11 protein-coding genes are annotated in these 12,752 nt (G+C 37.5%); 1 reads left to right on the top strand and 10 read right to left on the bottom strand.

Translation table 11 applies throughout. From position 1 onward, the window contains the following. Positions 1–139: 139 nt before the first annotated feature. From A5870_RS00500 to A5870_RS00460, 9 genes are all read right to left on the bottom strand, one after another. Entirely contained in the window at positions 140–1,624 is a 1,485-nt protein-coding gene (locus A5870_RS00500; RefSeq protein ID WP_086291486.1) for a glycoside hydrolase family 32 protein, read from the bottom strand. Continuing rightward, the gene (locus tag A5870_RS00495) at positions 1,625–3,232 is read right to left on the bottom strand and encodes an ABC transporter substrate-binding protein (RefSeq protein WP_086291485.1); all 1,608 of its coding nucleotides are present in this window, start codon (positions 3,230–3,232) and stop codon (positions 1,625–1,627) included. It abuts the gene before it with no gap. 48 nt (positions 3,233–3,280) lie between these two features. Next, positions 3,281–4,165 (bottom strand): carbohydrate ABC transporter permease, encoded by an 885-nt coding sequence (locus A5870_RS00490; RefSeq protein WP_010748894.1) that lies wholly within the window; start codon positions 4,163–4,165, stop codon positions 3,281–3,283. A gap of 15 nt (positions 4,166–4,180) precedes the next feature. Further along, positions 4,181–5,173, bottom strand: coding sequence for an ABC transporter permease (locus tag A5870_RS00485; protein ID WP_005233042.1), 993 nt, complete (start codon positions 5,171–5,173; stop codon positions 4,181–4,183). A 928-nt stretch (positions 5,174–6,101) separates the two neighbouring features. After that, the gene (locus A5870_RS00480; protein ID WP_086291484.1) at positions 6,102–7,412 is read right to left on the bottom strand and encodes an alpha-glucosidase/alpha-galactosidase; all 1,311 of its coding nucleotides are present in this window, start codon (positions 7,410–7,412) and stop codon (positions 6,102–6,104) included. Between the two features lie 70 nt (positions 7,413–7,482). After that, positions 7,483–8,055 carry a YesL family protein gene (locus A5870_RS00475; protein ID WP_086291483.1) on the bottom strand — a complete coding sequence of 191 codons (573 nt, stop codon included), beginning with the start codon at positions 8,053–8,055 and terminating at the stop codon, positions 7,483–7,485. A 59-nt stretch (positions 8,056–8,114) separates the two neighbouring features. Beyond that, positions 8,115–8,948 carry a carbohydrate ABC transporter permease gene (locus tag A5870_RS00470; RefSeq protein ID WP_086291482.1) on the bottom strand — a complete coding sequence of 278 codons (834 nt, stop codon included), beginning with the start codon at positions 8,946–8,948 and terminating at the stop codon, positions 8,115–8,117. Next, positions 8,938–9,807 carry a carbohydrate ABC transporter permease gene (locus A5870_RS00465; RefSeq protein ID WP_086291481.1) on the bottom strand — a complete coding sequence of 290 codons (870 nt, stop codon included), beginning with the start codon at positions 9,805–9,807 and terminating at the stop codon, positions 8,938–8,940. Before A5870_RS00465 ends, A5870_RS00470 begins: the two co-directional genes overlap by 11 nt. A gap of 29 nt (positions 9,808–9,836) precedes the next feature. Then, the gene (locus A5870_RS00460; RefSeq protein ID WP_086291480.1) at positions 9,837–11,144 is read right to left on the bottom strand and encodes an ABC transporter substrate-binding protein; all 1,308 of its coding nucleotides are present in this window, start codon (positions 11,142–11,144) and stop codon (positions 9,837–9,839) included. 555 nt (positions 11,145–11,699) lie between these two features. On the opposite strand from A5870_RS00460, the gene A5870_RS00455 reads away from it, so the two are divergent. After that, positions 11,700–12,143 (top strand): helix-turn-helix domain-containing protein, encoded by a 444-nt coding sequence (locus A5870_RS00455; RefSeq protein WP_242595939.1) that lies wholly within the window; start codon positions 11,700–11,702, stop codon positions 12,141–12,143. 301 nt (positions 12,144–12,444) lie between these two features. On the opposite strand, the gene A5870_RS00450 is transcribed toward A5870_RS00455, so the two are convergent. Then, positions 12,445–12,752 (bottom strand): DUF4411 family protein (locus A5870_RS00450; protein WP_176277847.1); only part of this gene is annotated, 308 nt, incomplete at its 5' end.

Here is a 12,752-nt window from a genome sequence, read left to right as displayed (position 1 = left end):
TGAATTTTGTCATAAATTACTAATTTTTTCAAAATACTAATAGCAAAGTCATGGGAAATCTAGCTATCTGTTCTTTTCTAAAAATATTATCCTTCAAAACCTATTAAATAATTGATACACCGCCTAAGCAATCAAACATTTATTTCACACTCGCTGTTTCAAAAGCTTGAATACGACTTTCTCCAATCGAATGAAACAAGATATCTCGAGCTTTTTCCAGCTCATAGAAAGTAGCCGTCATAACTTCTAAACCATTAATAAAGACTTCAACTGATGAGGTATCTCTAAAAATCTCAAGAACGAGCTGATTATCAATCAAAGGTACTTCAACTTTTCGGACATTCAGAGATTCTTCTTCCGCCCCTGTAAGCTCTCTTCCTAGTTTCTGACGATCCAATTCAAAAACCTGTTTAGCAGTGTCATAAGTTAGTTTGAGACAATCCGTCTTAGACCGCAGTAATTCAATTGTAAAAACTTCTGCTTTCTCCAAATCTGCGACTAGATGTAAATATGAAGAATCCGACAGTGCGTTTCGAAATACGACTGATGTGTCAGTCACTGCGATATTTTCACTGCCTTGTTGATAAACTAAATGACTATATACAGTTGAGATGGGTTTTTGTACCAATCGATTTTTTTTCACTCTTAACTCTCGGGGCAAACTCATAGAGCCTGCCCAAAGATGGCCTAACTCATGTGTAGGCAATGTACGATCCCACATCTGCATCCAAGCAATCATCACCCGTCCACCATTATGATCTGTTGTTGTTTGTGGTGCATAAAAATCCATTCCAAAATCCATTTCATGGAAATTATCAACTATCATCTGACCTGTTCCCCAGTTTACCTCACCAATACAAGCCATGGTAGAACTGATATTATGATATTCCAGTCCGTTCTTCTTGATTTGTATCGGAGACATGATTAAGACATCTCGTCCGTCTAAACGGAATAAATCAGGACATTCCCACATTATTCCTTGCTCTGAAGTCCCTTCTAGCAACACAGAGTAAAAGTGCCAAGTATACAAATCTGACGATTGAAACATCACTATTCTACCAGTAGACTGTGTAGATTTAGTAGCTACTACCATATAGTAAGCATCGTTGTGAACAATTACTTTAGGATCACGAAATTCTTGTATCAGCCCATTTTCACCTAGCTGTTTTTCTGCTACCACAGGATTACCATTGTATTTGCTAAAATGAATACCATCTTCAGAGACCGCCAAACATTGATGCTGATGGCTAATACCATCAATTTCTTGACAGCCTGTATAAAATAAATATAGTTTTCCGTCTCTTTCAATTGCACTTCCTGAGAAACACCCGCCGCTGTCATAAGGTTGATCTGGGGCTAACGCTACTGGTAGATCTTCCCAATGGACCAAATCACTACTGCGCGCATGTCCCCAATGCATGGGCCCCCATCGACTATCGTAAGGATAGTATTGATAGAAGAGATGGTAATGCCCTTTGTAATATATAAACCCATTGGGGTCATTTATCCACCCGATGGGTGCGGAAAAATGATAGTTTTGTCGATACTGAGGGTTAACTTTTCCTCGCATCATTTCAATAAATCGATTTGCTTTATCCAAAATCGCCGTTTCTTCTACTAACACTTATTGTGCTCCCTTCAAAAAATTATCATAGCCAGTTTGCTTTATTTGAATCCATTCTTCCAAACCTACACGTTCCAATTCAGCAAGGTATTCTTCCCATTCTTCATCGATTTTACCGCCGGTGATCCACTCTGCTCTTTTGCGATAGATGTAATCCCACATATCTGTTTCAATTTTTGCTAATCGGTCTGTATCTTCTTTTTCTAAAAAGACACGTGGATAGATATTGTCTTCCGTAATATATGGCAAATACGTATCATGCATTAAATCTAAACGCCACTTCGCATCATCTGGCATAGTAGTGACTGTGCCGTAATAAGAATCAAGAACTGCTAATGGTCCTCCAGCTTCGGTTTTTTGTCTTAGTTCCCCCGGTGCTGTCCCCTCTAAAGGCAAATGTTTTAACATACCATCCTTTAATTCAAAAATATTGGCCTGTGCTTCATCACCGTAGGTTCCCCAGTTATTTTGGACAGACTGTAACGGTTCATACATTTTATCTATCCATCTAGCTGTAAGTTCCAAGTTTTTATTCGCACTAGTAATTACGAAACGATCTCTTGAGAAACCCATGCCATTCGTACGAGTAACGTGTTTCGTTCCATCTGGTCCCGCTAAGACTGGCAAGACGTCATAACTATCATCTGCACCCGTGATATTTGCTTTATCCCAAGTAAAATACACGCCATACTTATGTTCTTTTCCTTTGGCAACATACGTATTCCAATCTTGTTCGAAAGCCTCTTTATCAATAAGACCTTTATTATTCATTTCATTGAAATATTTGATGGCTTCTTTATACCCTTCTTTGTTAGCAGTAAATTGTACCTGGCCATCGTTATCAACGACTAAGTGGTCATCATTATCACCTAGACCGAATGCCCCCATTAAAAATTTTAAGTCTTCATTTCCTCCATTGTTAATAAAGCTAAAAGGAATTTCATCTGCTTCACCATTACCATTTGGATCTTGCGTCTTGAACGCCTCCAACACAGTCATCAACTGATCAGTGGTTTGCGGCATTTCAAGACCCAAATTATCCAACCACTCCTTGTTGATCCAAGCCATCCCATTTACTGTATGAATCGACTCTTTTCCTTCGCCTAATTCTTCAATCCAAGGCATAGAGTAAATGTGACCATCAGGTGCAGTAGACATTTGTCGGTATTCGGGGTTTTCATCAAAAATTTTCTTCAGATTTGGCATATAATCTTCGATCAAATCTTCAATCGGTACAATAACGCCACTTTCCGCCCAGTTTAATAAATCATAGTCACCTGCAGCGGCGTTGAAGATGGCATCTGGTAAATCCCCACTAGCGATATCCAAATTTCTTTTTTCGGCAAAATCACTACTGTAGTTTGTCCAATCAATATGGAGATTGGTCTCTTCTTCTAACCGTTGGAAAATAAATTTGTCATTAGGATCATTGGGAGCCAAAGGGGCACTTTGAGACATCATTTTTAAAGATACTTTTTCTTTCAATGGAAAAGAGACATTTTCTAGTTCATAATCAGGGCTTGATGTACTCTTTTCTTTTGAGCCTCCACAAGCCCCCAAAATTAGTACGGAAGTAAAAACGATTGGCAGCATCCATTTTGCTTTCATCTTAAAATCTCCTTTATAATTTTTATTCATACAAATAGTGAACAATACTTACCCTTTAACGGAACCAACTAAAACACCTTTATCAAAATATTTTTGGAAGAAAGGATACATTATGATTAATGGCAGACTAGAAATGACGATCGTTGCGTATTTAATCAACTCAGCAATTTGTTTCATTTCTGCCATGGCTGTATTGGCTCCCACCATGTCTTGTGAGGGTTGGTTTTGGATCAAAATATTTCTTAATACGAGTTGCAACGGCTGTAAGTCGGGATCTTTGATGTAAATCATGGCATCAAAATATGAGTTCCATTGCCCAACAAAGGCATATAAAAACAATACGAACATAATTGGTTTAGCTAATGGAAGCATGACTTTGAACAGTATTTGCAAGTCATTGGCGCCATCGATAGTAGCAGCTTCAGAAAGTTCTTTTGGCAAAGCACTAAAATAGGTACGCGCTAAGATAATATTCCACACATTTATAGCACCTGGTATGATAATCGCCCATACACTATCTAACATGCCCAAGTTCTTTACCAATAAATAGGTAGGTATCAAGCCGCCACCAACGAACATTGTAATGACAAAAAAAGTCATAATAATCTTTTTCCCAGCCAAGTTAGGTCGAGATAAAGGATACGCAGTGATCATCGTAATAAATACAGTCAATAAGCTGAAGCTAAAAGAGTAAAACAACGAATTTACGAAACCGCGTAAAATGGAATCATCTGCAAATACCCGTTGATATCCTTGTATTGTCCAATCTTTCGGATTGAAACTTATACCTTTATTGATCAAAGTAGCTGGGTCCATAAAAGAAGCTACCAGTACATAAATCAGAGGAACAATGGTGATGACGACTAAAAAAGTTACAATCACTCGATTCAACCATAAGATTTGACGGTCGATTTTTGATAAAGCACTATTCATAATTTTCTCCTTTCATTATAAGCCTTGACCATCGTTTAGCCGCTTGGTTATATTGTTGACAATCAGTAATAAAACGACATTAATAATCATATTGAACAGACCAACAGCAGCAGAGTAGGCATAATCACCTGATTGCAAGCCGACTTTGTATACATAAGTGGAAATGATTTCTGAGGCAGGGATGTTCATTGAAGTTTGCATCAAGTAGGCTTTTTCATATCCTACATTCATAATACCGCCGGCGGCCAAGATGAAGCTGATCACCATCACAGGCCTCAATGCAGGCAAATCGATATGCCAAATCTTTTGTAAAATATTTGCCCCATCGATATTTGCTGCCTCATATAAATCGGTACTGACTCCCGCCAGCGTCGCGGTGTAAAGAATGGATGACCAGCCGATTCCTTGCCAAATTCCAGATAAAATATAAATCGTTCTGAAATAAGCTGGATTAGACATGAACATAATTGGTTGCCCCGTAACCTTTTCTACTAACCCATTAATAGGTCCATTTGCGGATAGGAACAAAAACAGCATCCCCACGATAATAACTACTGAGATAAAATTCGGCGCATATAGAATCAACTGGATTTTCTGTTTTATTTTTTTATTGATAATTTGATTCAAGCTCAGTGCTAAAATAATTGGTGGAAAAAAACCTAACAATAAACCATAAATGCTAATTTTTAATGTGTTGCTCAGCAAAAGCGTAAAATTTGGTGAACTAATAAATTCCCTAAAGTGATCAAGTCCTACCCAAGGACTTTCCAAAATTCCTAGCATAGGATTATAGTCTTTAAATGCAATCACAGCACCGTACATTGGCACATACTTAAAGATAAACGTCATGATGATACCTGGTAAGAGCAACAAGTACATCCACTTATCACGCCGCAACTGTTTCTTTAATTTTTCCCACTTCGAGATATTTTTTTTATCCCGTTGTACCGCCCTTATCTCACCACCTGGTCCCAATGTCTTTTCCAATTCGATCTCCTCCCAATACATTTTAGAAACGTTTCCATTTTTGTTTAAAAAAATAAAAATTTAACGAAGATTCATTTTGGAAACGTTCCCACTATTTTCGTTTATAGATTACCATAGCCATTTTTTTAAGTCAATATTTTTTTGTAATTATTCTTTCACCCACACTAAGCTTCCTTCAATTCATTTATGGTTTTCGAAAATTGTTAAAAAATAAGGATCTCGATTATTTCATTAATCCTATTTTTCTCTACTTTTCTAGCATTCTTCTTTTATGAGTTTACTTATCACAACTTGCATTCCCTAATCTCTTTTCTATCAATCATTCACTGTTTAACCGTTCCAATCGGAAGATTATCTGGTTAATTGTTTAAAAATAGCTCGGATTCACATTTATTTTTCGCTTTTTAACTAACTAAAAGCGAAAAGATAAGAGTTAGATATGTAAATGTATATAAGGTTAGGAGCTGTTAGATGAGCTTTATAGGGGAATCTTGGAAAACTAAAGATATTCAAAAAAATTGTGAATTTACTCCAAATCAATACAAAGCTTTTTTTTCAAGTAATCAAGTTTTATATAGAGATGCTTGCGCTTTCCTCCTATAGCAGCCCCATACTTAGTCAATCTCAACATTCAGCTACGAAATGCTTTTGCATATGAATGATCTGTGATTAAATAACGAAGTACTTGTTTTCGTATCATTTCAGATTAGTATTAAAAGAAAGATTCGGTCTAAAATTTCTCAGGTTTTCTATTGAACGAACTTTTTGTGTTGGACCATTTTCTACGCAAGTACAAAAAAAATTCATCAACAAAGTGAACATCTTTGTGCCATAACTCCTAATATAACAAAAAAAAGAAGTGAATCTCAAAAATTATTTTACAATTTTTGAGTTCGCTTCTTTTTATAAACTTCCAGCAACATAACCATAGACTAAAGCCGAACTTTCTCTATTTGTACTCTGGCAAATAACCTGCATGGGCTTCAATTAATTCGTCTACTAGGCAAGTAATTGCTTCTAGCGAGAGTTCCGAAGAAAGATGCGGATCTAGGTAAGCTGCTTGATAGATTTTCGACCGATTCAACGTCAATGCAGCTTCGACTGTTAATTCTTGTACGTTGATGTTTGTTCGATTTAACGCTGCTAACTGGGTAGGTAGTTGACCTACATAGGTTGGTTGAACGCCGTTCTTGTCCACTAAACAGGGAACTTCGACACAACAGTCTTCAGGAAGATTGGTTATGAGACCTTTGTTCAAAACATTCCCTGCGATAACAGAAGGAGTACCAGTTACAATTGAATCCATAATATATGACGCATATTCATTACTGCGAGTATGGGTTAATTCCCCATTCATAACAATACTTTCCCTCATCTGATTCCAGTCACTAATCTGATCTTCACAGCGGCGTAGATACTCATCTAGTGGAATATCGAAACTATCGATTAATTCTGGGTACAATTTTTTAATAAAGTAAGGATGATATTCTGCATTGTGTTCACTGGATTCTGTAATGTAATAGCCAAAACGTTTCATCAATTCAAAACGCACCGAATCTTGATGAGGATGTGGCTTTGCTGCTGCTAGTTCTCTGATTTTTGGATAAAAATCTTTCCCGTCTTTTGTCAATTCCAGTAAAAAAGCCATATGGTTGATCCCGGCGATCTTCCACTGAAATTCATCAGCATTATATTGTTCTGAAATCCCAAGTTGCTTAAACAACTCTGACACACAAACTTGCACACTATGACAGAGTCCAACAGTTTTAATCTTCGTTCCTTTCAAAATCCCCATCGTCAACATCGCCATTGGATTGGTGTAATTTAATAACCAAGCTTGAGGGCAGACCTCCTCCATTTCTCTTGCAAACTCTAGCATCACTGGCAATGTCCGTAGGGTACGGAAAATCCCACCGATCCCCATGGTATCACCAATGGTTTGTCTTAGACCGTATTTTTTGGGAATCTCAAAATCAATCACTGTAGATGGCTGGTAGCCGCCTACTTGGATTGCATTAATGACAAAATCTGCGTCGGTTAAAGCTTCTTTGCGATTCTGATAGGTTCGGATTTTTGCCCGATCATGATTGGCATTTTTATTGATAGTTCTCAACATTAGCTCCGATTCTCTAAGCCGCTGTTCATTGATATCGTATAATGCAATATCAGCCTCAGATAAACTTGGGGTCAGCATCGCATCCCCCAACACATTTTTTGCAAATATCGTACTTCCTGCACCAATAAATGTAATTTTAACCATATACTTGTTCCTCTCAATCTCTTTCATATTTTCTCGAAAAATCCATCTTCTATTTTCCTATTGATAACATTTACTCCATCGATTGTTTGTCTATTTTCTTCTGTAACAAGACATAATTTTTCAACACTAGATACATTGATACACTTCCAGAAAAGAACAACAGAAACATCGGAAAAAGAAACCCTATACACGCTATGAAAATAAGCAAAGCCAAGACCTTGGCTGTTTGAACTGGAAATGTCAGTGCAAAGCATCCTGCCGAAAAAAAGGTCTGACACATCGATCTTCCCCAATAAACACTGATAGGAAACACATAGACAAGCATGGATAAAGTACCAATAATCGCTAATAGTATGGGAATGCGTAGACCGATAAACAGCGGCTCTTCGGAGGTTAAAACTATGTGAAAATTGATCCCTAAGCTGCCGAGAATCAACCAACAGATGCATCCTAATTTATTACTACGAAAAAATACTTTTTTATAGCAACTAAAGAAGTCCTGCGCTGTCCATTCGGTTTCACCCTCAACGACGAAGCGCTTTAACAGAATGAAGCTAGTCATCGTAGCTGGAAAAAATCCAAAGAGACCACCGCTTAAAAGGGTAAACCCTAGCCAGAGAATGTTGAGGTACGCAAATTTCATTATCCACTCTAGATACTGTGCCAGTTGATTGATTTTCGTTTACTAATCATCCTTTTTATCTATCCCTTGATCCCTGTCAATGTGATTCCTTCAATAATATAGCTTTGGGCGAACAAATAGACCAGAATAATTGGAATCACAGAAATCGTGGCACCTGCCATCATGTAAGACCAATTTGTCACATAGAGTCCTTTAAAGTTATTTAGCAATAAAGGAACCGTGAATTTTTCAGGCGTTGAAAGATAAATCAATGCATCCATGAAGTTATTGTACGTGCCCATAAAGATAAAGATCGTCATGGCTGCAAGCGCCGGTTTGATCAATGGTAATATGACACTCCAATAAATACGCGGGATGCTCGCACCATCCATCACTGCCGCCTCTTCTAATTCTTTGGGGATTCCTCGAATAAATTGTCTCAATAAAAAAACTGCAAAGGCGTTAAATAAAGCACCAGGAATGATCAATGGCAAATGCGTGTTTAACCAACTTAACTTGTCCATAATCAAATACAATGGAATCATGGTGACTTGCTTAGGAATCATCATTGTCGCTAAAAATAGCAGAAACAGAGCCTCGGAGCCCTTAAATTTCAACTTTGCAAAAGCATAAGCAGCCATCGATCCAGTAAAAAGCTGACTAACAACGACGATGATCGTAATGTAGAAGCTGTTCCAATAGGCGCGACCAAAAGGCATCGCTTGCAATGAATCAAGGTAATTTTGCCAAACAATCGGATTCGGGAACCAAACAGGTGGTATTGCAAAAATCTGTGTCATGTTTTTTAAGGAACTACCGATCGTCCAGAGAAAAGGAAAGACCATCAAAAAAGAACCGATTGCTAGTAATCCGTGTAAGCACAATTTGCCTACGCTAATTTTCTTATTCTTCATAATGAACCCACCTTTTTTGCGCATAAAATTGAATCAATGTAAGAACCAAAATCGCTACAAATAGGATAACCGCACCTGCTGAACTTGACCCAAAACGAAAATCAATAAAGGCCTGCTGATAAATGTGATAAACAAGTGTATAACTGGCTTTCCCCGGACCCCCTCGAGTAAGAACAAACGCTTGGTCAAACACTTGAAACGAACTAATAATCGCCATAATGGATAGAAAGAATGTCGTTGGTGAAAGCATCGGTAAGGTGATTTTAAAAAATTGCTGCAACTTACTGGCTCCATCCATTTCAGCGGCCTCATAATAGGATTTGGAGATATTTTGAATACCTGCTAAAAAAATTACCATGTTGTAACCTAGTTGCCACCAGATGCTTAACATAGCGATAGATAGCATCACGATCCGAGTGTCCGTCAGCCAATTAGGTCCTTGGATACCGATCATCCCCAATACCTGATTCAATATCCCAATATCACCATTTAAAATCCACATCCACATGACGGACACAGAGACTGAGCTTGTCACAACCGGCATGAAAAAGAACAATCGATACACATTTTTTCCAGTACGTTTATTCAAAACGACCGCTAATACCAGTGCCAAACTCAGACCGATCGGAACAGTGAATAAGGTATAGAGCAATGTATTGTATGTTGCTGTCCAAAAATCAGGATTGGCAAATTGATTGATATAATTCTGAATCCCTACAAATGTCCGAGCACCAAATCCATCCCATGACATAAAGCTCAAGCCAATTGCTATTGCCACTGGAATCAGAGAAAAAATGATGAGCCCCACTAATTGTGGCGTTAGAAATAACCAGGCCCATTTTGTTGTGCTTTTCCTCATCCTACCACCTCCTCATCCAATAAGTATTGCTACGGTTGATTGGCTTCGATCAACTCATTGGCTGTGTTTTCCAAACGTACTACAGCTTCATCAAGCTCTAACTGCCCTAAGAAGAGTAGATCCAGAATACTTTCTAATTGATCACTTAGTCCTGGAACCAATGCCTGTTTATCTTCTACTTTACCGATATCTCTGGCATCGATTAAATAGTTGGCATGCTCAGGTATCGTAGCATTTTCAATGATGTCATCTGCTGTCGTCACAGAAGGAACAGCATTCCCTTCATCTTCTAACCGATCCCGTTGTCCTTGCTCCGAAGTATAGTAGGATAGAAAGCGCAACGCTTCTTCTTTATTTTTTGAATGATCACCTACTGCTAAATACGCGGTTGCAATAAAGCTAGGCTTGATTTGTTCACCTGTGTTAGTAGGATATGGAATGTAATCAAATTCTAATGCCTCATTTTCGCTGAACATTGGTGTAAACCATCGCCCTGCTGACACAAAGGCTGTTTGGTTGGACATAAACATGGCGTCCCCACCTTGCCCCTCTGGCAAAGCCCCGGCATAGGTGAAATTCCCGTCAACTACATTTTTCGTCAAATAAGCAAAGGTTTCTATTCCTCGTTCATTTTCAGGTAAAATAAACGAACCATCGTCCCCATACATTTCTCCCCCATTTGACCACAGCCAACTGAAGTAGTGATGCGCACCATTTTCTAGGACATGACCATATTTTCCATTAGCAGTGACCGTCTCATTTATCTTTTGGAAATTATCCCAAGTCCAATTTCCAGATTCATATAATTTTTGTGGTTCGTTAGGATCAAGTCCTGCTTCTTCCAGCACCTTTTTGTTGTAATACAACAACATCGGATTCGAATCGACAGAAACACCGTAGATTTGCTCCCCTCTTCGAGCAGGTCCCCAGATTCCTGAGGCAAAGTCATCAACTTTGACATAGCTATCCTCTGATTCCAAGAAATCTGTCAATTCAATCAATCGCCCCGTCGCAATCAGTTGCGCCATTTGCACCTCCCCTACATAAAATAAGTCAGGAGCTTGACTTCCTTGCAACTGCGTGAGTAATTGCTGCGTATACGTATCACCAGGAGCAGGAATCAGCTCAATGGATACGTTTTCATTTTGTTTCATATAGGCATCAATCGCTCGCTGATATACTTCTTGTTCTGCGGGATTTCCCCAGGCTGTCATGGTTAGCGAAACTTTTCCTTCGTTACTGCCAGACTCCCCTTGATTTGATTCATTGGAACAAGCCGATAGAAACATGATACTGACAAAACAAACTACCCCTAGTAAACACAATCTTTTTCTCATATAAATTCCTCCTTAGTAATTGTTTAGTTAAAAATCAAATAAAGCCTAAGCCTTTCTCGCAAACTTTGTCTGAAAATAAAGTGGTAACGTATAGAAAAGTCCTCCTTCCTCTTTCACATGCTATAATCGATCAAAGTTTTTATGGTGCTGTTAGGAAAGTCTTAGGTGTGTGATGAAACTCTTCTCCAGTTCGTGACTATGAGCATATTCTATTGAACTTTACCTTAATCATGAAGTTCCTTGGTAAGTTTAAAAATTAGTGTTGTATATGGACTTGCATTATCTGATTGATTTGACAACTCATGATAAAAAAGTAACTGGCAACAGCTGATTCCCATGGAAATATATTGATCGAATGTATTTCTCAGCGCATAGTCTCATTTCTATTTTTAACCTATAAAAGGTTTAATTAAAAACGTATCTATTTTGTATACAACTTATTTTATCACAACAAAATAGATATTTAAACGGTAAAATCTATTTTATATACAAAACATACCTATTTTGTATTCTGTGATACGCTTTTATAAAACCGGTATGAGAGGTGCAGAATTTATGTCCCAACGAGAGAACTTATACGAACCCTCAAGAATAGGGGAAAATGTGATTAATCTCAGAGAAAGTAAAAATTATTCTCAAGCGCATCTGGCAAAGCTAATGAACCTTAATAAAAATGTTCTCGGCAGAATTGAACGAGGCGAGCGACCGTTAAGAGATACCGAGATTTTAAAACTAGCAGAAATATTTCATGTGTCTACAGATTTAATTCTTGATAATCAAACCGAAGCTATCCCTGATTTGCAAAAGAATTTCTTAGACTATCGAAATAGCAGTCAAAAAGATATTTCTAAACAAATGGCAAAGTTTCTTGATTTCCTAAAAAAAGAACCTAACTTAACCTTCTCAGGAAAAGTACTTTCTAGGGAAGAGCGAAAGAACATCACTACGGCGTTTGAAGTGACGAATCGTTTGATTAGTGAACAGTTATCTCGAAAATAGAATAGTGGTATGGTTGCGTATTTCTAGTTGAAAAGCTGCGAGAGAAGTAAGATATCAATACATAAAAAAGAAGTACTCAAAAAAGAATCATTTTTGAGTACTTCTTTATATATATGTTTAGATTTTTTACTCTTTGCTAGTTTTACTGTATTTATAAGCGAATAAACTCACAACGCATCCAGCAATTAACATTTTAAAAATTTCAGTTGATTTCAACAAATTTGAAATCGATGATATCAATTTTTCAAAAAAATTCGAGCTAAATCATCAACTAAAAGCAATCGTTAATATTAATGGTTTTCTATATTTTTAATCCTATCTCTTTAAAAAAATCCAACATCGTTATACATCGGACTCCTAAATCAGATGCAATATCTGGAATTTTACAAGCTTTAGAAGGGTTAATTCTATTTATATTTGCATTCTTTGTTTCATCTGTTACGATTGTAAATCGCTCTCTTCTGGCTATTGCAATCAGCCATCCATCAGCAATTGTATCATTTGCCCAACCACGATCACTAGTCAATGCAGTTTCTTTATATAAATCACTTGAATCAATATGTTGTAATACACTTCCCCACTCTTGATTATATATTCTATGGTCAAGGA

The organism is Enterococcus sp. 2G9_DIV0600 (assembly GCF_002140615.1).
Lineage (GTDB): Bacteria > Bacillota > Bacilli > Lactobacillales > Enterococcaceae > Enterococcus_D > Enterococcus_D innesii.
The sequence above is the reverse complement of the archived record's forward strand: the minus strand, read 5'-3'. Positions and strand labels throughout refer to the sequence as shown.

What these genes read in the sequence shown, in the direction of transcription:
- A5870_RS00495 (WP_086291485.1), bottom strand. Translation starts at nt 3,232, where the DNA reads ATGAAAGCAAAATGGATGCTGCCAATCGTTTTTACTTCCGTACTAATT.
- A5870_RS00490 (WP_010748894.1), bottom strand. Translation starts at nt 4,165, where the DNA reads ATGAATAGTGCTTTATCAAAAATCGACCGTCAAATCTTATGGTTGAAT.
- A5870_RS00485 (WP_005233042.1), bottom strand. Translation starts at nt 5,173, where the DNA reads ATGTATTGGGAGGAGATCGAATTGGAAAAGACATTGGGACCAGGTGGT.
- A5870_RS00480 (WP_086291484.1), bottom strand. Translation starts at nt 7,412, where the DNA reads ATGGTTAAAATTACATTTATTGGTGCAGGAAGTACGATATTTGCAAAA.
- A5870_RS00475 (WP_086291483.1), bottom strand. Translation starts at nt 8,055, where the DNA reads ATGAAATTTGCGTACCTCAACATTCTCTGGCTAGGGTTTACCCTTTTA.
- A5870_RS00470 (WP_086291482.1), bottom strand. Translation starts at nt 8,948, where the DNA reads ATGAAGAATAAGAAAATTAGCGTAGGCAAATTGTGCTTACACGGATTA.
- A5870_RS00465 (WP_086291481.1), bottom strand. Translation starts at nt 9,807, where the DNA reads ATGAGGAAAAGCACAACAAAATGGGCCTGGTTATTTCTAACGCCACAA.
- A5870_RS00460 (WP_086291480.1), bottom strand. Translation starts at nt 11,144, where the DNA reads ATGAGAAAAAGATTGTGTTTACTAGGGGTAGTTTGTTTTGTCAGTATC.
- A5870_RS00455 (WP_242595939.1), top strand. Translation starts at nt 11,700, where the DNA reads ATGTCCCAACGAGAGAACTTATACGAACCCTCAAGAATAGGGGAAAAT.